This is a genomic window from Nonomuraea sp. NPDC050022, from assembly GCF_044460705.1.
Taxonomy (GTDB): Bacteria; Actinomycetota; Actinomycetes; order Streptosporangiales; family Streptosporangiaceae; genus Nonomuraea.
Genome location: NZ_JBITKE010000002.1, coordinates 226,312 through 247,701, shown reverse-complemented (window position 1 = coordinate 247,701; position 21,390 = coordinate 226,312). Strand labels below are relative to the sequence as shown.

Annotated in this window: 17 protein-coding genes; 7 read left to right on the top strand and 10 right to left on the bottom strand. The window is 69.0% G+C overall.

Features of this window, described 5'->3' with window-relative positions; all coding sequences use genetic code 11:
• Window positions 1-2: 2 nt before the first annotated feature.
• The 3 genes from ACIBO2_RS07605 to ACIBO2_RS07595 are packed head-to-tail and all read right to left on the bottom strand — an operon-like array spanning window position 3 to window position 3,247.
• Complete coding sequence (locus ACIBO2_RS07605) at window positions 3-914, bottom strand: carbohydrate ABC transporter permease (RefSeq protein WP_358538400.1); 912 nt, start codon at window positions 912-914, stop codon at window positions 3-5.
• A 9-nt stretch (window positions 915-923) separates the two neighbouring features.
• A complete protein-coding gene (locus ACIBO2_RS07600) occupies window positions 924-1,823 on the bottom strand; it encodes a sugar ABC transporter permease (RefSeq protein ID WP_358538397.1) in 900 nt (299 codons plus the stop codon).
• On the bottom strand, window positions 1,820-3,247 hold the full coding sequence (locus ACIBO2_RS07595) for a sugar ABC transporter substrate-binding protein (RefSeq protein WP_358538395.1): 1,428 nt from the start codon (window positions 3,245-3,247) through the stop codon (window positions 1,820-1,822). Before ACIBO2_RS07595 ends, ACIBO2_RS07600 begins: the two co-directional genes overlap by 4 nt.
• A gap of 307 nt (window positions 3,248-3,554) precedes the next feature.
• On the opposite strand from ACIBO2_RS07595, the gene ACIBO2_RS07590 reads away from it, so the two are divergent.
• The 3 genes from ACIBO2_RS07590 to ACIBO2_RS07580 are packed head-to-tail and all read left to right on the top strand — an operon-like array spanning window position 3,555 to window position 7,353.
• Window positions 3,555-5,300 carry a glycoside hydrolase family 97 catalytic domain-containing protein gene (locus tag ACIBO2_RS07590; protein ID WP_397295881.1) on the top strand — a complete coding sequence of 582 codons (1,746 nt, stop codon included), beginning with the start codon at window positions 3,555-3,557 and terminating at the stop codon, window positions 5,298-5,300.
• Window positions 5,297-6,115 carry a hypothetical protein gene (locus ACIBO2_RS07585; protein ID WP_358538391.1) on the top strand — a complete coding sequence of 273 codons (819 nt, stop codon included), beginning with the start codon at window positions 5,297-5,299 and terminating at the stop codon, window positions 6,113-6,115. The genes ACIBO2_RS07590 and ACIBO2_RS07585 overlap by 4 nt, the downstream gene beginning before the upstream one ends.
• Window positions 6,112-7,353 carry a hypothetical protein gene (locus ACIBO2_RS07580; RefSeq protein WP_397295878.1) on the top strand — a complete coding sequence of 414 codons (1,242 nt, stop codon included), beginning with the start codon at window positions 6,112-6,114 and terminating at the stop codon, window positions 7,351-7,353. The genes ACIBO2_RS07585 and ACIBO2_RS07580 overlap by 4 nt, the downstream gene beginning before the upstream one ends.
• 499 nt (window positions 7,354-7,852) lie before the next feature.
• Here the strand turns inward: ACIBO2_RS07580 and ACIBO2_RS07575 are convergent, their stop codons facing one another.
• Together ACIBO2_RS07575 and ACIBO2_RS07570 are read right to left on the bottom strand one after the other, a co-directional pair.
• Complete coding sequence (locus ACIBO2_RS07575) at window positions 7,853-9,682, bottom strand: glycoside hydrolase family 36 protein (RefSeq protein ID WP_397295876.1); 1,830 nt, start codon at window positions 9,680-9,682, stop codon at window positions 7,853-7,855.
• Between the two features lie 13 nt (window positions 9,683-9,695).
• A complete protein-coding gene (locus ACIBO2_RS07570) occupies window positions 9,696-10,862 on the bottom strand; it encodes an ROK family transcriptional regulator (RefSeq protein ID WP_358538382.1) in 1,167 nt (388 codons plus the stop codon).
• A 72-nt stretch (window positions 10,863-10,934) separates the two neighbouring features.
• On the opposite strand from ACIBO2_RS07570, the gene ACIBO2_RS07565 reads away from it, so the two are divergent.
• A complete protein-coding gene (locus tag ACIBO2_RS07565) occupies window positions 10,935-12,995 on the top strand; it encodes an alpha-galactosidase (RefSeq protein ID WP_397295874.1) in 2,061 nt (686 codons plus the stop codon).
• Window positions 12,996-13,038: 43 nt separating this feature from the next.
• On the opposite strand, the gene ACIBO2_RS07560 is transcribed toward ACIBO2_RS07565, so the two are convergent.
• Window positions 13,039-13,641, bottom strand: a complete 603-nt coding sequence (locus ACIBO2_RS07560) for a TetR/AcrR family transcriptional regulator (protein WP_397295872.1) — start codon at window positions 13,639-13,641, stop codon at window positions 13,039-13,041.
• A 100-nt stretch (window positions 13,642-13,741) separates the two neighbouring features.
• Between ACIBO2_RS07560 and ACIBO2_RS07555 the strand changes: the two genes are divergently transcribed.
• The 3 genes from ACIBO2_RS07555 to ACIBO2_RS07545 all read left to right on the top strand — a co-directional run bounded on the left by ACIBO2_RS07555 (window position 13,742) and on the right by ACIBO2_RS07545 (window position 16,322).
• The gene (locus ACIBO2_RS07555; protein ID WP_358538373.1) at window positions 13,742-14,932 is read left to right on the top strand and encodes a cytochrome P450; all 1,191 of its coding nucleotides are present in this window, start codon (window positions 13,742-13,744) and stop codon (window positions 14,930-14,932) included.
• A gap of 4 nt (window positions 14,933-14,936) precedes the next feature.
• A complete protein-coding gene (locus tag ACIBO2_RS07550) occupies window positions 14,937-15,131 on the top strand; it encodes a ferredoxin (protein WP_393472053.1) in 195 nt (64 codons plus the stop codon).
• Between the two features lie 744 nt (window positions 15,132-15,875).
• Window positions 15,876-16,322 (top strand): SAV_6107 family HEPN domain-containing protein, encoded by a 447-nt coding sequence (locus ACIBO2_RS07545; RefSeq protein WP_358538370.1) that lies wholly within the window; start codon window positions 15,876-15,878, stop codon window positions 16,320-16,322.
• A gap of 810 nt (window positions 16,323-17,132) precedes the next feature.
• Here the strand turns inward: ACIBO2_RS07545 and ACIBO2_RS07540 are convergent.
• The 4 genes from ACIBO2_RS07540 to ACIBO2_RS07525 all read right to left on the bottom strand — a co-directional run bounded on the left by ACIBO2_RS07540 (window position 17,133) and on the right by ACIBO2_RS07525 (window position 21,376).
• Window positions 17,133-17,417: a hypothetical protein gene (locus ACIBO2_RS07540; RefSeq protein WP_358538367.1), complete on the bottom strand. Its 285-nt coding sequence runs from the start codon at window positions 17,415-17,417 to the stop codon at window positions 17,133-17,135.
• Window positions 17,418-18,155: 738 nt separating this feature from the next.
• Window positions 18,156-18,650, bottom strand: coding sequence for a transcriptional regulator (locus ACIBO2_RS07535; protein WP_026214021.1), 495 nt, complete (start codon window positions 18,648-18,650; stop codon window positions 18,156-18,158).
• A gap of 438 nt (window positions 18,651-19,088) precedes the next feature.
• Window positions 19,089-19,955 carry a universal stress protein gene (locus ACIBO2_RS07530; protein WP_358538364.1) on the bottom strand — a complete coding sequence of 289 codons (867 nt, stop codon included), beginning with the start codon at window positions 19,953-19,955 and terminating at the stop codon, window positions 19,089-19,091.
• Window positions 19,952-21,376 (bottom strand): amino acid permease, encoded by a 1,425-nt coding sequence (locus ACIBO2_RS07525; protein WP_358538362.1) that lies wholly within the window; start codon window positions 21,374-21,376, stop codon window positions 19,952-19,954. The genes ACIBO2_RS07530 and ACIBO2_RS07525 overlap by 4 nt, the downstream gene beginning before the upstream one ends.
• Window positions 21,377-21,390 lie beyond the last annotated feature (14 nt).

Here is a 21,390-nt window from a genome sequence, read left to right as displayed (position 1 = left end):
GCTCACCTTCCTGCGATTCCGGTCAGCGTCACGCCCCGGATGAACGTTTTCTGGGCCAGGAAAAAGACGATAAGGATGGGCATCATGGAGATGATCGAGACGGCCATCATCTGGTTGTACTGAGTAACGTACTGGCCGCTGAACATGCCCAGCCCTTGTGCGAGGGTGATCTTATCCACCGACCGGAGGTAGATGGAGTTCTCCAGATACTGGTTCCAGTTCCCGACGAAGGAGAACAGGCAGATCGCCGCGATCGCCGGCCTGGCCAGCGGCAGCATGACGCTCCACAGGATGCGCAGTTCCGAGGCGCCGTCGATGCGGGCGGCGTCGATGAGCTCCTGCGGGATCGTGGTGAAGAACTGCCGCAGCAGGAAGATGTAGAGCGCCACGCCGAAGAACTCCGGCACGATCAGCGGCAGATACGTGTCCACCCAGCCGAGCTTGGAGAACATGATGAACTTCGGCACCAGGGTGATCTCACGGGGGATCATCATGGTCGCCATCAGCGCGCCGAACATGATGCCGGCCGCCGGCGCCCGCATCCTGGCGAAGGCGTAGGCGGGCAGCACGCAGGAGAGGAGGTTGCCGGCCATGGACAGCGCGGTGATCACGATGGTGTTCATCAGGAACTTCGTGAACGGCAGCGAGCCCGACCAGCCCTTGACGTAATTCTCGAAGTGGAAGGAGTCAGGTAGCCACTGCGGCGGGAAGGCCAGGTTGTCCGCGTCGGACTTCAGCGAGGTCGTCAACATCCACAGGAACGGCAGCAGGAACACCGCCGAGCTGACGATGAGCAGGACGTAGGCGCCGGTGCGCCGGATCCGCCTGATCCGTTCGGCCTGCTCCACGGACAGGGGCGGCCCCGGCCTGGTGCGCGCGGGCGCCCGATCATGCGCCGCGGTCTCGACGAGCATCGGCGTACCTCACTTGAATTCGTAGTGCACCCAGCGCCTGGCCAGGCTGAACTGGATCGCGGTCACGGCGATGACCAGCACGAACATCGCCCACGACAGCGTGGCCGCGTAGCCCATGTCGAAATAGACGAAGGCGTGCCGGTAGATGTAGAGGCCCAGCACCATCGTGGCGTTGCCGGGGCCGCCCTCGGTCATGACGAGGATGAGCACGTAGCTCTGCAGGGCGGCGATGAACCCGGTCACCACGTTGAAGAAGATGACCGGCGACATCATCGGCACCGTCACGCTCCAGAAGCGCCGCCACCACCCGGCGCCGTCGATCTCGGCCGCCTCGTAGAGCGTCTTCGGGATGCCCTGCAGACCGGCCAGGTAGATGACGATCGTGTTGCCCGCGCCCCACACGCTCATCAGCACGAGCCCGGGGATGGCCCACTCCTGCGAGGCCAGCCACCCGGGCCCCTCGATGCCGATCGAGGCCAGCACCTTGTTGATCAGCCCGTAGTCGGGGTGCAGGATGTTCAGCCACAGCAGCGCGGTGGCCAGGCCCGACACCACCGAGGGCAGGTACATCACGGTACGGAACAGGCCCTGGAAGCGCAGCGGCTGGTTGAGCAGCAACGCCAGCAGGAACGTGAACGTCACGCCGAGCGTCACCGCGCCCACGCCGTACTCCACGGTGTTCCCGATCGACTCCCAGAACTCGGGGTCGTTGAACATGCGCTCGTAGTTGGCCAGGCCCACCCATGTCGGCGACTGGAGCAGGTTCCACTTCATGAAGCTGAGCACTATCGCGGCCAGGATCGGGCCCACGCTGAAGAGCACGAAGCCGATCGTCCACGGCGAGGTGAACAGGTAGAAGCGCCGCGCCTCCCTGCGGGCCAGAGTGCCGCGGGCGCTCACCGCGGTCATGCGACTTTGTTCTCAGCCAGGACCGGTGTGACCTTGTCGGCGATCTCCTTCAGCGCGTCGTCCACGCCGATCTTGCCGAGCTGCGCCCGCTCCCAGATCGGTATGGCGGTGTCCACGACCTTCTTGTTGGCCGGCAGCCGCAGCACGCCGTCGTCCGAGGCGTAGTCGGCCATGATCTTCTTGACCAGGTCCGCCTGCTCCGCCGGGATGTCGAGCGCCTTGGCGGTGTCCTCCCACGCGGACTGGCGGGCCGGCGCGGCGATCCGGCGGAACTTGTAGCCGGAGGCGGACAGGAACTCGTGCATGTAGATCCAGGCGGCGTCCTTGTTCTGCGACGAGGCCGCCATCACCAGCGCGCTGCCCACGGCCGGAGTGGTGCGGCCCTCCGGCCCCTTGGGCACCTGCGTGGCGCCCCACTTGAACGCCTTCTGCTTGGACAGTTCCAGCATGACCCACGCGCCGTTGAGGAACAGGGCCGCGTGCCCGGACTTGAACGGATCGACCTTCTCCAGCAGTTGCAGCTCGGCCAGGCTGGGCACCGCCTTGTCCTTGAGCAGCAGGTCCATCCAGCGGGCCATGACGTCCCTGGCCTTCGGATCGGTGATGAGCACCTTGGACTCGGCCGCGTCCAGGAACCGCCCGCCGTACGGCATCAGGTAGACGGAGCTCAGGTCCGGCGCGGGTTTGGGCATCGGCGAGACGCCGTAGATCTTCTCCGCCCCCGACCCGCTGGTCATCTTCTTGGCCGTCTCGAAGAGCTTGTCCCACGTCCAGCTCTCGTCCGGGTAGTCCAGCCCGGCCTTGTCGAACAGGTCCTTGTTGTAGAAGAGCAGCTTGGGCGCCATGTCGGTGGGCAGCCCGTACAGCGCGCCGTCCCGCTTGAAGTAGCCGAGCCCGCGCTGCGGGATGTCGTTCATGTCGAACTCGGGCGTCTTGGCGATGTAGTCGTCCAGCGGCTGCAGGATCTTGTTGGCGATGAGGTTCTGCGTCCAGGAGTAGTGGTTGTAGAGCACGTCAGGCAGTGAGCCGCCGGCGGCCTGCGCCATGTACTTGGTGAGGAACTGGTCGAACGGCGCCGACTCGCGCTTGATCTCGATGTTCGGGTGGCGCTTTTTGAAGAAGAAGTCGAACTGCGCGTTGCGTACCTCGGTGACGGCGTCCGTGGTGAACCCCAGCGTGATCACGACCTTGGACGCCGGGTCGGGAACGTCCGTCTTCGGCCAGGTCAGCGAGTTGTTGAGCTGCTCGGCCTCCTCGAACGGCCAGTCATCGCTGGCCGGCCGGTTCGGGTCGATCACTTGCGCGCCCGACTTGACCGGGGCTGCGGCCTGCTTCGACTGACGGCTGTCGCCGCAGGCCGACAGCGCGGGCATGGCCGCGGCCGCCACTGCCAGGGCCAGCATCTGCCGACGGTTCATCTCCATGGGGTGGGCCTTTCAGAGAAAGAGCTCGATCACTGCCATCGCCACGTCCGGCGCTGGAATTCGGCCAGCCGAGCGGGAGAGATCCGATGTGTGGATCCGTCATCGTCCGATGCGCGAGGCATGGCCCGTACCGTAGACCTGGTAATTAACTTCGTCAAGAATTGAATTGCAAGCGCTTGCAACCTAGGCTCAGGCACGTTGTGAGGAGCTCAGTGGGGTTGGCGTCGGCTGCCCTGCCCGAGCCGGCGGGCCCGAGTGGGTTGCCGATGAGTTCGGCTCACTCCTCCTATCTCTGTTTGGAGGCCCTGTGTCGCAATGGACGCTCAGTGACGAAGACCTGGAAGTCGCGATCGAGCTCTCGGCCGATGGCGAGCCGACCCTGGAGGTGCGGCGCGACGGCCGGGTGGTGGTGCGGCCGTCCAGGCTGGGCCTGCGGTCCGCGCACGAGGACCTGAGCACCGGCCTGGTCTTCGACGGGATGTCGTCCCGGCAGGTGACGGAGTCCTATGAGACGGTCACCGGCAAGCGGCGAGAGCACCAGTACGCGGCCAAGGAGTGGACGCTGTCGTTCACCAAGGGCGCGCACCGGCTCTACCTGGAGGTGCGGATAGGCGGCCACGGCGTGGCGTATCGGTACGTGGTGCCGTGGACCGGACCGGTGACCATAACTGATGAAATTTCGGAGTATGTGGTGCCGGGGGAGGCCCGTGCGGTTCTCCTGCCGTACGAGAACGGGCGCTGCGACTACGAGGAGATCCACCGGCATGGCCAGGTCGCCGACGCCGAGCCCATCCTGTACGGCTACCCGTCGCTCTTCCAGATCGGCGACACCTGGCTGCTGGTCACCGAGTCGAACCTGGACAGCGGCTACGCGGGCACCCGGCTGCGCTTCGACGGCCACGCCTTCCGCCTCGACCTGCCCGACCCGTACGTGACGGCGGCCAGCCCGCTCGTCACCCCGTGGCGCACGATGATCATCGGCGAGCTGGCCACCATCGTCGCCAGCGACCTGGTGACCAGCCTGGCCGCGCCCTCGGCGGTGGACGACACCTCGTGGATCCGGCCCGGCGCGGCGGCCTGGTCGTGGTGGTCCGACGGCCCCTCCACCCGTGACCTGGACGAGCAGAAGCGCTGGGTCGACTTCGCCGCCGCGCACGGCTGGCCGTACATGCTGGCCGACGCCGGATGGAACAAGCAGTGGATGCCCGAGCTGATCGCCTACGCCGCGGCCAGGAACGTCGGCGTCTGGCTCTGGTCGCACTGGCAGCACGTCGACACCGAGCTGGAACACCGCGAGAAGCTCGCGCTCTGGAAGGAGTGGGGCGCCGTCGGTGTCAAGATCGACTTCACCGAGTCCGACGGCCAGGACCGGATGCGCTGGTTCGACTCCATCCTGGCCGCCACCGCCCGGCTGAAGCTCATGGTCGTCTTCCACGGCGGCACGATCCCGCGCGGCACCGAGCGCACCTGGCCGCAGTTCATGACCGCCGAGGCGGTCAAGGGCGCCGAGTGGATCAAGCCGAAGCCCGGCAAGCTGCCGCTCTACCCGCCCGCGCACTACCTGTCGCTCGCGTTCACCCGCAACGTGCAGGGCCCGATGGACTTCACCCCGTGCACCTTCACCGCGGTCCGCACCATCTCCGCCGGATTCGAGCTCGCGCTGTCCGTGATCTTCGAATCGGGCGTCCAGCACTTCGCCGACGGCATCGAGGCCTACGAGGCCAGGCCCGAGGCGCTGCGGCTGCTGTCCGGCGTCCCCACCGCATGGGACGACACGCGGCTGCTGTCCGGCGACCCCGCCGACCACATCCTGCTGGCCAGGAGGAGCGGCGGCGAATGGTACGTCGGCGCGGGCGTGTCGGGCGAGGCCCGCACGCTCACCGTGCCGCTCGACTTCCTGGACGAAGGGGAGTGGACGGCCGAGATCTACCGGGACGCCCCCGACGACGGCATCCTCGCCGAGACGGCGACGGTGTCGGCCGGGGGCAAGCTCGACCTCGCCGTATCCCCCAACGGCGGGTTCACCCTCCATCTGAGGAGAGAGACCTCATGATCAAGCGCCTGAGCGGCACCCTCGCCGCCGTCACCCTCGTCTCGTTATCGGCGATACCCGCCTCCGCCTCGACCTCCACCGCCGCGGCCGTCTGGACGCAGCGCTGGAACCCGAACCCCGCCAGTCAGACAGTCGCCCAGGCATTCGAGGGCATCGAGGACGACCGCTCCGACTCCCACTCCGGCGTCACCCACATCTACGTCTCCGGCGACGCCTACCGCTTCGACATGCACACCCAGGACCGCGACGGCGACGACCGGCAGCGCAACGAGGTCAAGGGCATGCGGACGAGCAGCAGCTCGTATATCAAGATCCTCAAGAACCAGGTCTGGCGCATCTCCTACCAGCTGTACATCCCGACCTCGCTCGACGCGACCACCTCCTTCACCCACATCGCGCAGATGAAGGTGCCCGGCTCCGGCGCGCCCCTCTACACGATGTCGCTGCCCATCTCGGGCGGCACCCCGAAGATCAACGTCCGCTACTGGGACGAGGACGAGCAGACGCACGAGGTCGGCAACACCAACCTGAACCCGATCCAGGGCAAGTGGCTCGACACCACCTTCGAGTTCAAGGCCGCCGACAACGGCTACCTGCGCTGGACGCTCAAGGACGGCTCGACGACGCTGGTCGACAAGCGCCTGGACAACACCGACCTCTGGCGCGCCGACACCGACTACCTCCGCCCCAAGTGGGGCATCTACCGCAGCATCAACAGCTCCGGCCTGCAGAACACGTACCTGCTGGTCAGAAACCTGCGCGCCGAACAGCAGACCGCCGGCGCGGCCGACACCGACGAGGTAGCCAACCCGTGAAGAAGTACGGCATCCGCCTCGCGGGTGCGCTCGCCACGCTCGCCCTGATCGCGACCGCCACCCCCGCGGTGGCGGCGCGCACCCCCACCCCGTCGGAGGGGCCGTCGCAGACCCAGGCGGCCCGGCCGCCGCGCTGGGAACTGCGCTGGGATCCGAGCGTCAAGAAGGACGGTGTCCAGGCGTTCGAGGCGCTGGAGGACGACCGGCGCGGCTCCCATCCCGAGGGCTTGCCGCACGTCTCCACCGACAAGGACGCCTGGCGCTTCACCGCCCACCTGGAGGACCGCGACGGCTCCGACCGCATGCGCAACGAGGTACGCGGCATGCGCGATGGCAAGGGCGCCCCGCTGGAGATCCGCAAGGACGAGACCTGGCGGATCAGCTACCGCATGTACATCCCGGACACGCTCGACGCGACCACCTCCTTCACCCACATCTGGCAGCTCAAGAACTCCGACGTCGGCACCCCCATCGCGCAGATCTCGCTGCCGGTCATCGGGGGCGTGCAGAAGATCGCGGCCCGCTACTGGACGCTCCCGGACAACACCTCGCACGACTTCGCCACCGCCGACCTGGAACCCATCCAGAACAAGTGGGTCACCACCACGCTGGAGTTCAAGTCGAGCGACGACGGTTACATGCGCTGGACCCTGTCGGACGGCCGCCGGACGATCGCCGACCAGAAGATCGAGCACATCGACCTGTGGTGGACCCAGGAGCAGTACAACCGGCCCAAGTGGGGCATCTACCGCAGCATCAAGAGCGCCGGGCTGCAGGAGACGTACCTGCTGGTCAAGGACCTCAAGGCGTGGCAGCTCGGCCCGGCGACGCCGCCGGTCAAGCTCCCGGCGCCGGACCGGAGTCCGGGCGCCTACGAGGCCGAGCGAGTGGGCAACGTGTGGGAGGGCGCGGCCGAGCCCGCCTACTGCGCGGTCTGCTCGGGCGGCCGGAAGGTGATCCTCATCGGCGGCAACGTCTACGACTACGCCGTGGTCAAGGGCGTGCTGTCGGAGACCACCGGCACCCGGCGGATGACCGTGCACGCGCTGGTGGACGGCGCGCAGACGTTCGCGGTCAGCGTCAACGGGGCCGACTCCATCCAGGTGCCGATGACCGGGACCAAGGACACCGTGACGACCACGACCGTGCCGGTGGACCTGGTGGCCGGGGTCAACACGATCCGGTTCTTCAGCCTGACGGCCAGGGGTCCCGAGCTGGACAAGATCGTCATCAGCTGAGCCCGTACGGCCCACGCCCTGCTGGGGCGTGGGCCGTAGCACCCCCTAAGGACGGAGTCAGGCCACATGGCACACGACCTCAGCAGACGCGGTTTACTCGTGGCGGGCGGCGCGCTGGCCCTCGCGGCACCGGAACTGCTTGCGATGTCTCGATCACGTACGGTAAGGTTCTCGTGATCGAACGTACAAGCGATAACCAAGCTGGCCGTGAGATCACTTTCTGGATTCATCGGTACGACGAGGCCGCCGGGCGGTGACAGGACGTGGAGACTTGCCGGTAGGCGGGTCGGTGAAGCGTCAAGCATCCTGTTCCACAGCTCGTGCTGCTAACGCGGCATGGACTGCTGCGTAAGCAGCACAGGAATCCTCGCCTCTTCAGCGCGAGGAGCGCGTCAATCCCAGCAGGTGCTCTTCAGCAGTTGCTACGCCTACAAATCGCGACACTCCTTCGTCTCCAACGGGCACAGCACGGTGCGGCTTCTGGGCCCGGGTCCAGCGCCTACAAGGCGGCTTCTGAACCCAGGTCCAGCCGGAGCAGCCCGCCGGTGGGCACGGTGATCGCGTGCATGCCGGGGGACAGCTCCAGCGTCGTGTCGTCCACCGTACGGCCCCGGCAGGTCTGGACCCTGGCGCGGGCCGTACCGGAGTGGCCGACCTGGAGCAGCACGTCGGCCGAGTCGTCGGCGTTGGCCAGCCAGAACGTGCCCGCTGCCGGGACCGTTACCGGCAGCGGCGCGTAGCGGGCGGTGATCATCGTGTCCGCTGCGCGGGCCGTGACCTGCGGGTAGACCAGATCGGGACGGGCCGGTTCGAACGCGCCGCGCTGCAGCACATCGGCGTGCTCCTTGACGAAGCCCAGCCAGAACCGCAGCACCTCCAGCTGCTCCGGCGTCTGCGTGGTGAGGTCCACCGAGATCTGCGGGACCGCGAACAGCACGTTGACCAGCTGCGCCGCGACCCGCTCCGGGGTCTCGTCCGGGTGCCACATCAGCATGTCGGCGTGCACGGCCAGCGGCCCGGCGATCAGGCGCAGGTCCACCGTGCGCTGGCGGTTGTGCGCGGGGCTGAGCGGGCAGTCCGAGGCGCGGACCATCGTCGCGTACGGCCACAGCCCCGGGCTCACGTACGGCTGGCGCAGCTCCACCAGGCAGTCGCGGGGGAGCATGGCCAGCAGCCTGCGCACGCCCTCGTTGACCGTCGCGCAGTCGGCCTCGGGCCCAGGCTCGGGCGGGTCCTCCACGGCGAACTGGTCGATGAAGTCGATCTTCAGGCCGTCCATGCCCCACTCCTGGACCGCGCGGGTCAGGTGGCCGGCGAGGAGTTCGCGGATGTAGGGGTAACGCGGGTCGACGATGACCGCGTTCATGTGCTCCTTGTAGGCCAGCGAGTAGGGCTGTACGCGGTCCCAGAGCGCGGTGTGGCGGCCGACGAACGGCAGGGCGTACCAGAGCAGGTAGGCGAGCCCCGCCTGCTTGACCGCCGCCACGTGTCCTGAAATATCGGGAAAAGACGTGGCGGAGGGCTCCCACTCGCCGACGTGCCCGTAACCGCGCCCGCGGTCGTCGCTGTGCCAGCCGTCGTCCACGATGATCGCCGCGCAGCCCAGCTCGGCCGCCGGGCCCGCCTGCCGCTCCACGCTCACGGCGTCGACGTGCTGCTGCATGGCGTACCAGGTCGAGTAGGCGGGCATCCGTGCCACGTCGGGCACCTCTCCCGCCGGGCCGCGCCACCCCTCGGCCGCGTCCGCAGGCTCGCGGGCGTCGCCCCGCGCCCACTCGTTCTCGTGGACGTTGCCCCGCCACCACTCGGCCACGTCCGCGAGCGTGCGGGCGAAGGGCCGTCCGGTGAGGTCGAGTCGCAGCACCAGGCCGGCGCCGGGCTCGGCGTCGTGCTCGGCCCAGAAGCCGAAGTCGCCGGTCTCCTCCACCACCCCCGTACGGATGTGCACCGGCCGGACCACCTCGCCGACGGCGTACGTGCACAGCGACACGTCACCGCCACCCACCAGGCAGCCCACAGGGGCGTTCTTCTCCAGGGCGGCCACCCGGGGCTTGCGCCAGAACGGCGGCAGCCCTCTGTTCTCGCCGCCGTCGGGCGCCCAGAAGGCCGTGGCGGCCAGGCACGGCACCCGCCACGCCACGCGGACGGCCGCGGGCCGGTCCGGGGTGATCCGCACCTCGTGAACGCCCTCGGCGTCCTCGGTGACGGTCCACGTCAGCTCGGCCGCCGCCGTCGCCGTCAGCTCCGTCGTGCCCGCGCGGAGGCGCACCTCGCGGGTCTCGCCCGGAGCGCGGTCGTGCGGCTGCCAGATCCCGGTCGTCGCGGTCACTGCCACCCCTGAGTCACTGTCGCTCCTGGAGGGTGAAGAAGGTCTGGATGGCGACCGAGGCCGCGCCGCGCGCCCACTGCTCGAAGGGCCGGGGGCGCAGGAAGATCTGGCAGTCGGCCGCCGCCCCGAATGCCTGGCTCGCGAACGACCGGCTGATCTGCTCCTCGAACAGGTCGTAGGCCGCCAGCCCCTGTACGTCGCCGGTCACGATGATGCGCTCGGGCCCGATGAGGTTCGCCATGGCCGCCATGGCGAGCCCGATCGCGTGCCCCGCCCTGGCGAACACCTCGCGCGCCGCCACGTCGCCCGCGTGGGCGGCGTCGATGGCCGCGTCGATGGTCAGCGACGTGTCGCCGGTGGCCGCGCGGATCGCGGCCACGATGGGCGCGGTCCCGGCGATCGCCTCGACGCAGCCGCGCCCTCCGCAGTGGCACGCGGGCTCCTCGCCGCCGACCGGGACGTGCCCGATCTCCCCGGCGACGCCGTGCGAGCCGGCCACGATCCGGTCGTTCACCACCAGCCCGCAGCCGATGCCCACCCCCACCGTGACCACCGCGAACGACGACGCGCCGATGCCCTCGCCGAACCACTGCTCGGCCACGGTGAGGGACTTGACGTCGTTCTCGACGGTGACCCGCAGCCCCGTCGCCTCGGCGGCCAGCCGGGCCAGCGGCACCTGCCGCCAGTTGAGGAAGGGGGAGTAGCGCACCATGCCATGCGCCTTGTCCACATCGCCCGACACGGCCAGGCCCAGGGCGTGGCAGCGCTGCCGGTAGGCCGGGTCGGCGGCGAGCAGCTCGGACACGAGGTCGGCCAGCGTCGCCACCACGTCCTCGGGCGAGGACGCCGTCAGGGGGCGGTGCGCGCCGACGAGCACCTGGGCGCGCAGGTCGGTGACGACGCCGATGAGCTCGTCGTCGGTGATCTTCACACCGGTGAAGAACTCCCGGTCCGGCTTGATGGCCAGCGGGCTGGCCGGCCGGCCCGCGCCGGGCCCCGGCCGGTCCGTGGCCTCCAGCTCTTCCAGATAGCCCGCCTCGATGAACGGGCGTGCCGCCTTGGTGACGGCGGCGGACGACAGCCCCGTCCGCCTGGCGATCTCCACCCGGGAGACCGGCCCCTGCGTCAGGACCATGGTGAACACGGTGGCCGCCGCGGGAGTGGTGAGCGGTGCAGGCATGATGGGCATCGTAACACTAATTAACTTCGTTAAGAATTGATTCGAAGGGCCCATCGATCTAGGCTCCGGGACATGCCTTCGGTGACCTTCGACGCGGCCAGCCGTACGTATCTGCTGCCCACCTCAACCGCCAGCTACGTCCTCGGGCTCGACGCCGACGATACCCCCGTCCACCTGCACTGGGGACCCCTTCTGACCCAGGAGCAGGCGGCGTCGCTGCCCCGCCCGGCGGCACCCGCCGCGAGCAGTTTCGACGGCGCAGGACCGGCCGAGGAGCTCGGCACCGAGGCGGGCGCGCGCTTCGGCACTCCGTCGCTGCAGATCGCCTTCCCCGACGGGGCCCGGGGCGTCGACTGGCGCCATCTCGGCCACACGATCGACAGGGGACACCTGACGGTCCACTTCCGGGACGCCGTCCAGCCGTTCGAGGTGGACCTGCACTACCGGGTGCGCGGCGACGTCGTGGAACGGTGGACCGCGCTGCGCTCCGAGGTGCCCGTGACGATCCTGCGGTGCGACTCGGCCGCGTGGAGCGTTCCGCGGCTTTCCGGGTACCGGCTCAGCCACGCCGTCGGCGGGTGGAGCGCCGAGCACGGGCTGCGCCGTACCGACCTCACCGTGGGCGAGACGACGCTGACCAGCAGGCGGGGGCTGAGCAGCCACCACGCCAACCCGTGGCTCACCGTCGACGGCGGCGACGCGGGCGAGCGCCACGGCGAGGTGTGGAGCTGCGCGCTGGCCTGGAGCGGCAGCTGGCGCATCACGGTCACCCGCGACCCCTCGGGGAGCGCGGGGTGGACGGGCGGGTTCGGCCACGAGGGCCTCACCTGGCGGCTGGAGCCGGGGGAGGAGTGGGTGACGCCGGTGTTCGCCGGCGTGTACGCGCCCGACGGGTTCGGCGGGGCCAGCCGCCGCTGGCACGAGCACGTCACCGGGTACGTGCTGCCCGAGCCGGACGAGCTGCGCCCGGTGGTCTACAACGCCTGGGAGGCCGTCGGGTTCGAGGTGGCCGAGTCGAACCAGAAGGAGCTGGCCGCGCTCGCCGCCCGCGCCGGGGTGGAGCTGTTCGTCATGGACGATGCCTGGTTCGGCGGGCGCACCGGCGACAGCGCCGGGCTCGGCGACTGGTGGCCGAACCCGGACCGCTTCCCCTCCGGGCTGGCTCCGCTGATCGACGAGGTACACGGGCTGGGCATGCGGTTCGGCCTCTGGGTCGAGCCCGAGATGGTCAATCCCGACAGCGACCTCTACCGCGCCCACCCCGACTGGGTGCTGCACATGCCCGGCCGCCCGCGTACGTTGCTGCGCAATCAGCTCGTCCTCAACTTCGCCCGGCCCGACGTCGCGGACTGGGCGCACAAGTGGCTGCACCGGCTGGTCGGCGAACACGGCGTGGACTTCCTGAAATGGGACTTCAACCGGGCCTTCACCGAGGCGGGCTGGCCCGGCGTCGCCGACCAGGACCGGCTCTGGATCGACCACGTGCGAGCCGTCTACTCGATCATGGATCGCCTGCGCGCCGACCATCCGCACCTGCGCATCGAGGCGTGCGCGGGTGGCGGCGGCCGTACCGACCTGGGCATCCTGGCCCGCACCGACCAGGTGTGGACCTCCGACAACACCGACGCCCACGACCGCATCGCCATCCAGCACGGCTTCAGCCAGATCTACCCGGCCCGCGTGATGGCCGCCTGGGTCACCGACAGCCCGAACCCGCTCACCCGCCGCCTCACCCCGCTCAGCTTCCGCTTCCACGTCGCCATGGCCGGCGCGCTCGGCCTCGGCGGCGACCTGCTGAAGTGGAGCCCGGCCGAGCTGGCCGAGGCCGCCGCGCTGGTCGCCGTCTACAAGGACATCAGGCCCGTCGTCCAGCTCGGGCGGCAGGACAGGCTCGAGTACGGCGTGCAGTACACCTACGGCGACCGGACGGTCGTACTCGCCTGGCGGGGGCCCGTCGCGCACGGGACGCCGCTCGTGCCGCTCCGCCTGGCCGGGCTCGACCCGCTGGGCCGCTACCTGGACGAGGACACCGGGCAGCTGCATCACGGAGCCTTGCTGATGTCGGCGGGCCTGCGACCGGACCTGCCTCCGGGCGACTACGCCAGCGCACTGATCCGCCTGCGCTCGGTTTAGTCGGCCCTGGTGGTATCCGACTTATCCAATTGGCGACGGGGGCTTATCCGATTGATGAAAGGCCGCGCAGGGCGATCTGGGCGGCGCGCATGGCCGACTCCTCCGCCTGCTCCATCGACCCGCCCCGGTTGATGGTGGAGATGACCGCGAGCTTGGTGGCGCCGATCAGCGCGCCCACGGCCGCCGCCGCGTCCACGTGGTCGAGCTCGTCGGGAAAGGCGTCCTCCAGCGCTCGCGTCAGCTGGAGCTGGCTGTCGAACAGCAGATGCAGCGCCCGTGCCTGCAAGGAGGGGACGGTCATGATGAGCCGCATCCGCAGGGGCGCGTCCATCACTCGGAAGTCGTCGTCGCTCGCCCACCGCAGGCTCGTCCGTATGAGCCGCAGCAGCAGGTCGGCCACGTGCTCGCCGGGCGTTCTGGACGAGATCATCTCCACGGCCAGCGACACGCGCGCCGCGCTGTCGAAGAACAGCACGTCCTCCTTACTGGCGAAGTAGCTGAAGAACGTCCGCGTCGACACCTCGGCCTCGGCCGCGATCTCGGCCAGCGTGGTCTCCTCGAAGCCTTTCTCGTCGAACAGCCGGAGCGCGGCCTCGATCAGCGCCCGGCGTGTGCGCTGCTTCTTGCGCTCTCGTAGTCCCACCATGCCGGGAACTGTACCGCCAAACTTAGGGATTTTCATCCATTGAAGTTTTGCAGCGAATGAGGTTTTCTGGTGGAGTTGACCAAGCGAAAGGAGTCGCACCATGTCGGATCTGACCCTCACCACCACCCGCCAGCGCCCCTTCGATCCACCTGACGAAATCGCCGAGCTGCGAGAACAAACGCCGATCCACCGCATGACCTACGCCGACGGGCACCTCGGCTGGATCGTGACCGGCTACTCCGCCGCCCGCGCCGTGCTCGCCGACGCGCGCTTCAGCAACCGCCCCGAGCTCATCCACCCGCCGATCCCGGCCCGGCTGCAGCTCGCGAAGGAACAGGGTTTCCGGGTGCCGCCCGGGTTCTTCCTGCGCATGGACGCCCCCGAGCACACCCGCTACCGCAAGCTCCTCACCGGCCAGTTCACCGTGCGCAGGATGAAGGAGCTGGAGCCGAGGATCGCCGAGATCACCGACGCCTGCCTGGACGCCATGGAGGCCGCGGCCAAGCCGGTGGACCTGGTGCAGGAGTTCGCGCTGCCGATCCCGTCGCTGGTGATCTGCGAGCTGCTGGGGGTGCCGTACGAGGACCGGGCGCAGTTCCAGGAAGACACCAAGGTGCTCGTCAACCTGGAGATCAAGGCCGAGGACGCCGTGGCCGCGGTGACGCGCATCTCCGCGTACCTGTACGGGCTGATCCAGCGCAAGCGCGCGCAGCCGGAGGACGACCTGCTCAGCGGGCTCATCGAGAACGGCGAACTGAACGACGAGGAGCTCACGGGCGTCGCGTTCCTGCTGCTGGTGGCCGGCCACGAGACGACCGCGAACATGCTCGGCCTCGGCACGTACGCGCTGCTCACCAACCCCGCCCAGCTCGCCCTCATGCGCGATGACCCGTCCGCGGTCGAGAACGGTGTCGAAGAGCTCCTGCGCTACCTCACGATCATCCACCTCGGTCCGGTCAGGAGCGCGCTGGAGGACGTCGAGATCGAGGGCCGGCTCATCAAGGCCGGCGACTCGGTCACGATCCACCTCCCGGTGGCCAACCGCGACTCCTCCCGCTTCCCGGACGGCGACGCCCTCGACCTGACCCGGCCCGCCACGGGCCACCTCACGTTCGGCCACGGCATCCACCAGTGCCTCGGCCAGCAACTGGCCCGGGCCGAGATGCGCATCGCCTACCCGGCGCTCCTGCGGCGCTTCCCCGGCCTACGCTTGGCCATATCACCGGAGGAGGTGCCGATGCGCTCGGACATGAGCATCTATGGTGTGCACCGCCTCCCTGTCACCTGGTAGGTCAATGATGGAGATCAAGGCAGACACGACGGTGTGCATCGGTGCGGGCATGTGCGCGCTGACGGTGCCGGCGATATTCGACCAGAGCGAGGAGGAGGGGACCGTGGTGGTCCTTGACTCCACCCCACCGGCCGAACTGGAAGAAGCCGTCCGCCGCGCCGTGACGCTGTGCCCGTCAGGCGCCATCTCGGTGGTCTGATTTCGATTTGCTGGGTCCTTCGCGTCGACGGCGGGTGCCTTCTGTCGTACCGGTCTGGCCGGCCGTCTTACGGCTCGCCCAGCCCGAACCTTCCCCGCCGTCGCCGCGACCGTCTTCTGGGACGCGCGTCCATCGGGCTGACCCTCTACTGGGCCGACCGCCTATCGGCCGACCATCCATCGGGCCTCGGTTGCGGACACCTGGCTATCGGGCCTCGGTTGCGGACGCCCGGCGCGGATGCGTCAGTTTCGCGGACCTGCTGAGGCGCCGACCAGTTGGTCGCGGACCGGCCCTTGCGCGTTCGCATGCCTCTCGCATGTCCTCTGCACGCCTTTGCCCGTCCCTCAACCTTGGTCCCTCAACCTTGGTCCCCAATCTCGTCCCGCCGCACGTCAATGGGTGTGTCGTCCACCTCTCCCACGCTGATCGAATCTATGTTCGTAGAACAGGTTGACACCGAGCGTGATCGAAATTATGTTCGACCTAGTGACGTGAGGCTCGCGGCTCACGTCGTAGGACCTGGTCGCGGGCCGTTCGCTTCCCCCAAGCGAGACCCGCGATCAGGCTCCAGGGCGAAGGGCGTGTCCTCGTCGTCGGCGGAGACGAGTGGGCGCGTCCTGGCCGGACGGGGTGCGGGGAAGCTCCTCGTCCGGCCAGCCCGGCGGAATTGTCGGTGGAGTCTGCGAACCTGGCTTCACCGGCGGAGACGCCGGGAGCCGCCATGACTCCAAGGAGGCGCGCAAGATGGCACCAAGGCTCAGCGATACGCAGGGGCCCCGGCTGTCGCCCGCAGTTAGGGCGCACCTGACGGATTCACATTCCTGCCTGGCGGAGGCGACAGCCGCTCGCACCCCGGCATCCCGATACGTGGCAGCGCACCTGGCAGCCCTACGAGCGGCGGCGGCGATCCTGGCCGCCCGCCCACGCCCCATGGAAGGCCGCAGGCGCCGCCTGCGCAGCGCCTGGGAGCTGCTCCCGGAGGCGGAGCCCAAGCTCGCGGAATGGGCCGCCTACTTCTCGGTGAGCGCGGCCAAGCGCGCCGCCGCCGAGGCCGGCATGGTCCGTGGCGTCAGCGCGGCCGACGCGGACGAGCTCCTGGCCGAGGCCGACACCTTCGTCGCCGTAGTCCAGGAGATCCTGGGCGTCCCCGCTCAACCCCAACTCCCGGTCGAGGTCCCCCTGGCCGGCTGACCACACCGCTCGCGCCGCCGACGTCGGCGGCGAGTGGGCAGCCGGACAACGCGAACACGAGCGAACACACCGACCCAGGCGAGGGCCAGCAGACCATCCCGACCAAGGACGACCCCGCCAAGCCGGTGGAAGCGGAGCGCGACGCCTGAAGCATGCCCGAAGACGCCGCATGCAGGCGATCGAACGCCACGGACTTGGGCGGACAGGGGGTCGAGGAGGATCTCCGCAGAATTGAACGGTAAGCCAATGTGGTCCCTCGGCAGGGGAACGTCAGGCCGTCCAGCTCTCAACGGTGATCGCCCTGCTGCTGGCCTGGGCCAGCGCCACTCCGCTGCTGCCTCTGGTCGCTCTCCTCAACAGCCAGGCCAGGTGCTGACAGCCTTTCACGACTGACTCCGCCGAGACGGCCCGCCCCGAAAACACGCGAAGTCCCGGCCCCGATGAAGCCTTCCGCCTTCCCGGCGGCACCGCTTACGAGCAGAACATCGCCGTGCCCACCACGGCATGAACGATCCTCGCGCTGACCGGCACACGGCCCCCGAACTGACCGGCACACGGCCCCCGAGCCGACCGGCACCGTCTGGACGTGTGACCATGTCGGCGGCTTGCAGCGGGGACGCGCCGGACGCAACCGCGCGGCGACGAAGGCGAGTGGTGTTCCGCCTTTCGTCGCCGCGCGATCTGCTCGTCCCGAGTGCTCAGATCCGCTCCACGCGCCTCAACATGCTCGCTCTGCGGGGCCCGACCTGCTCGGCGTACGAGCCCCGTCCGGTCTGCCCGCACGTTCTCAGTGGCGCGTCAGGAGGTGGTTCACATTGGATCGCACAGCGGGACGGTGCTGTAGTCCTCGCCGGTCACCGGCCGGATGTCCTGCCAGCGCACCCACTGGGCCTGGCCCATGTGCTCGGTGCCGCCGTCGGTGTTCAGCGTCTGCGGGGGCCATAGCAGGAATCCCCACCGCTCTCCTTCCGTATCGCCCCAAGCCAGCAGATAACGCGCCTCGCCGCCGCGGCCGGCGGTCGAGAACGTCGTCGCGGCATGTTCGACGATCGGCGGCCGCCACAACCCTGGTAGGCCTTTCATGTCGAGATGCATTGGTCCATTATACGAACTGGCGTTCGATATCGCTAGGCGAACGCGCCGTTTCCCGGGCCCCATCTGGGCGAACGCGGTGGGTACCTGGACGGCCAGACTCCGCTGGACCTGCGTGGCCGGGCCTGAGTGTGTGGGCGTGCGGGCAGGGTGAGAGTGCGGCGTGTGGGCGGCGGAGGTGCCGCTGGGCCTGCGCTGTGAATGTGCCCGGATGGGCGTGGGCGTGCGGGCGCGGGCGGTGGGGGGTGCCGATGGGCCCGCGCTGTGAACGCGCCCGGATGGGCGTGGGTGTGCGGAGGGGGTGTTCGGCGGGCTTGTGCGGGGACGTGTCGCTGGCCCCGCGGCGGTGAACTCGCGAAAGGGGTCTACGGGATCGCGAAGGGCCTTCGGGGGTTGCGAATAGTCTCGACAGGCACGGCGCTTGGCAGCGTGCGTCGCGAAGGGCCTATGGGGTCGCGTAGGGCCTACGAGTGCCGGAGGTGTGCGGCGGGATCCGCGTGAGGGATCGGTGCGGCAGGACCACGGGCCTGGAGGTATGCGGAAAGGACCGCCCTACCGGGGTCCTCAGCCTGGCCGGCGGGTGGCGGGTTCCCGTGCGTGCCCGGACAGCCCGTCCTCAGGCTCCCGCACGAAGGTTCGTCGTGCTCCCGTACGGAGGTTCACCGTGCCGCCGTACGCGAGACACTAAGACGAAAAGCGGGACGCGCCCGTCACATGGCGCGCCCCGAAAAACAGGAGCGGTCAGAAGGACTCGACGGCGCGGCGGGCCTCCGCGTCGAGGACGCCCCAGCTGATGAGCTCCTCCGTCAGCTCGCTCGGCGACTTGTCGTAGATCACGGCCAGGGAGCGCAGGTCCTCCTGGCGGATCGACAGGACCTTCCCGTTGTAGTCGCCACGCTGGCTCTGGATGGTGGCCGCGTAGCGGGCGAGTGCCCCGGCCTTCTCCTTGGGCAGCGTCGCAAGACGTTCCAGGTCGATGACAAGCTTCGGTGTCGGGCCGAGCGGGCTCGGCGCGGCACCGCCGGGCAGCAGCTCGGAGACGGGCACCCCGTAGAAGTCGGCAAGCTCGGCAAGTTTCTGAACCGTTACAGCACGGTCGCCACGCTCGTACGAGCCCACGACCACGGCTTTCCACCTGCCACGCGACTTCTCTTCGACTCCGTGCAGGGACAGGCCCTGCTGGGTGCGGATGGCACGGAGTCGTGCACCCAGCGACTTTGCGTACTCAGACGGCATCGTGTGGCCCCCCGGCTCTCGTATGTAGCGCTCTCAGTAGATTGTGCTCCCTTGCGGCGAATGCCCCGGCCACCGGGGGGTGTGTGCCTTGTTAGGCACCATCGGTAGCCATGGCTCTGGGTTTACCCCATAACGCCGCGCAGTGTGGTTACGCACAGTGACGGTAAAGGGGCGGACGCCGAAGGTCAAGCTGATTGGAAAAAAGATGCCGAATCCGATCCGGGATGGAACGACTTAATAGCCCCTCTTGTCCCATGAGTAACAATACTTCGTCACTGTTTGTCCGGTGACATGCATGGTGGAAATCACCTCTAAACCATGTCAGTGATCGCGTGGAGACCGAGGTGAGAGGCACTGAGAAGGGCTGGCGAGGGCCATCCAAGAGCGCGCAGAGGGCCGGCGGGGACGGTCAGTGGGGCCGGTGGTGTGGCGCAGGGGTCAGGATTGACGGGTTAGGATCATGACTGGACACGTGGCCGCACGGACGATTTTGAGCGACGTGTCCCCGAGGAACACCCGCCGCAACGGCCCCGCGTTGCTGGAGGCGCAGATGAGCAGTTCGCCCGGCGACCACGACGTCTGGCCCATGGCCTGTGCCACGTCGCGGCCCTCCAGGATCTCGAACTCCGCCCGGATGTGCCGCCGCTGCCCGGTGGCCGCCGCCTGGAGGTCGTCCGCCACCTGGTCCCGCAGGCGCGTGAGCATGTCCTCCTCGATCTTGGCGCGGCGGGCGCCGCGGATCAGCATGGTGACCAGCCGCAGCGGCACGTCGAGGATGACCGCGGCCTTGGCGGCCTCGTGCACCGCGGCGTCGGAGCAGGGGCTACGGCGGTAGGCGACCGTGATCCGCTCGACGGCCGCGGCCGGCGCGTCCGCGTAGCCGCGCGGGACCAGCATGACCGGCACCGTCGAGGAGTGCAGCAACTGGTCGGCGGTGCTGCCGACGGAGATGCGGCCCCTGCCGCCGCCCGGCGCGGAGCCGATCACGACGACGTCGGCCGCGCGTTTGCGGGCCAGGTCCACCAGCCCGCGCCCGCTGCCTTTGTTGGTGTGGACGACGTAGTCGGCCTTGTCGCCGGTGAGCGCCCGGGCCTGCCCGAGCGTGGCCTCCGCCTGTTCCTGCAGATACTTGCGCCACTCGGTCAGGTCGGCGCGCGCGGGCCCCGGGGTGGTCCACACGGGCGGCTGCACGTACGCCACCGTCAGCTGCCCCTTGACCTGCCCGGCCAGGAGCATGGCCAGCGCCAGCGCGTCACGTCCTCTCGGCTCGGGGATGAATCCGGCCAGTACGCTTTCGAGCTTCATTGGGGCACCTCGGTGTTCAACCGCGAGTGGCGATAGCCGTACAGGAAGTAACAGATCAGGCCCGCCAGCATCCAGAGGCCGAACGCCTGCCAGGTGACGCCCGCCAGACCGGCCATCACGATGACGCAGAAGATCGTGCCGAGGATGGGCGTGGCGGGGAAGAGCGGCGTGCGGAAGCTGCGTGGCAGCTCGGGGCTGCGGTAGCGGAGCACGAGCACACCGATGTTGACGATGGCGAAGGCGAACAGCGTCCCGATGCTCGTGGCCTCGGCGAGCTGGCCCAGCGGCACCAGCCCGGCCAGTACGGAGATGAACGCCGCCACGATGAGCGTGTTGGCGACGGGGACCTGGCGGCGCGGGTTCACCTTCTGGAAGATGTGCGGGATGAGCCCGTCGCGGGACATGGCGAACAGGATGCGGGTCTGGCCGTAGATGACGGTCAGGACGACGCTGGCGATGGCCACCACGGCGCCGAAGGAGACGATCAGGCCCGGCCAGGTGGCGCCGGTGGCGAGGTCGACGATGTAGGAGAGGCTGGCTTCGGTGCGTTCGGGGTCGAAGTCGGTCCACGGCATGGCGCCGATCGCGGCCACGGCCACCAGGACGTAGACGACCGTGACGATGGCCAGCGACAGGATGATCGCCAGGGGCAGGTCGCGCTTGGGGTTCTTGGCCTCCTCGCCGGCGGTGGAGGCCGCGTCGAAGCCGATGTAGGAGAAGAACACCTGCGAGGCGGCGGCCGTGACGCCCGCCACGCCCATGGGCGCGAACGGCGAGAAGTGCCCGGCCCTGAACGCGGTGAAGGCCACCACGCAGAAGAAGACCAGCACGGCGACCTTGATGAGCACGAACACGGCGTTGGCCGTGGCGCTCTCCGACGCCCCGCGCAGCAGCAGCCAGGTGGCCAGCAGCACGATGAGGATCGCGGTGACGTTGATCACGCCGCCGTCCTGGCCGGGGGAGCGGGTGATCGACGCGGGCAGCTCCCAGCCGAACAGGCTTTTCAGGAAGGAGTTGAGGTATTCGCCCCAGCCGACCGACACCGCCGCGACCGACACCGCGTACTCCAGCATGAGGCACCAGCCGCAGATCCAGGCGACGATCTCGCCCAGCGTCGCGTACGCGTAGGAGTAGGACGAGCCGGACACCGGGATCGTGCCGGCCAGCTCCGCGTACGACAGCGCGGAGAACAGCGCCGTGATCGCGGCCAGCACGAAGGCCAGCACGACGGCGGGACCCGCCTTCGGCACGGCCTGGCCGAGGATGACGAAGATGCCGGTGCCGAGCGTGGCGCCGACGCTGAACAGCGTGAGCTGCCACAGCGACATCGTTCGGCGCAGCTCACCGCCCTCGCCGTGGCCGCCCTCGGCCACGATCTGGTCGGTGGGCTTGATGCGGAAGAGCCGTTGGGCGAGTGCCATCGAAACCTCCTAGA

Bases quoted from the DNA above. Each gene is read 5' to 3' on its own strand.
- ACIBO2_RS07605 (WP_358538400.1), bottom strand. From the start codon at position 914: ATGCTCGTCGAGACCGCGGCGCATGATCGGGCGCCCGCGCGCACCAGG.
- ACIBO2_RS07595 (WP_358538395.1), bottom strand. From the start codon at position 3,247: ATGGAGATGAACCGTCGGCAGATGCTGGCCCTGGCAGTGGCGGCCGCG.
- ACIBO2_RS07570 (WP_358538382.1), bottom strand. From the start codon at position 10,862: ATGCCTGCACCGCTCACCACTCCCGCGGCGGCCACCGTGTTCACCATG.
- ACIBO2_RS07550 (WP_393472053.1), top strand. From the start codon at position 14,937: ATGATGGAGATCAAGGCAGACACGACGGTGTGCATCGGTGCGGGCATG.
- ACIBO2_RS07560 (WP_397295872.1), bottom strand. From the start codon at position 13,641: ATGGTGGGACTACGAGAGCGCAAGAAGCAGCGCACACGCCGGGCGCTG.
- ACIBO2_RS07545 (WP_358538370.1), top strand. From the start codon at position 15,876: ATGGCACCAAGGCTCAGCGATACGCAGGGGCCCCGGCTGTCGCCCGCA.
- ACIBO2_RS07530 (WP_358538364.1), bottom strand. From the start codon at position 19,955: ATGAAGCTCGAAAGCGTACTGGCCGGATTCATCCCCGAGCCGAGAGGA.
- ACIBO2_RS07600 (WP_358538397.1), bottom strand. From the start codon at position 1,823: ATGACCGCGGTGAGCGCCCGCGGCACTCTGGCCCGCAGGGAGGCGCGG.
- ACIBO2_RS07525 (WP_358538362.1), bottom strand. From the start codon at position 21,376: ATGGCACTCGCCCAACGGCTCTTCCGCATCAAGCCCACCGACCAGATC.
- ACIBO2_RS07585 (WP_358538391.1), top strand. From the start codon at position 5,297: ATGATCAAGCGCCTGAGCGGCACCCTCGCCGCCGTCACCCTCGTCTCG.
- ACIBO2_RS07535 (WP_026214021.1), bottom strand. From the start codon at position 18,650: ATGCCGTCTGAGTACGCAAAGTCGCTGGGTGCACGACTCCGTGCCATC.
- ACIBO2_RS07540 (WP_358538367.1), bottom strand. From the start codon at position 17,417: ATGCATCTCGACATGAAAGGCCTACCAGGGTTGTGGCGGCCGCCGATC.
- ACIBO2_RS07555 (WP_358538373.1), top strand. From the start codon at position 13,742: ATGTCGGATCTGACCCTCACCACCACCCGCCAGCGCCCCTTCGATCCA.
- ACIBO2_RS07565 (WP_397295874.1), top strand. From the start codon at position 10,935: ATGCCTTCGGTGACCTTCGACGCGGCCAGCCGTACGTATCTGCTGCCC.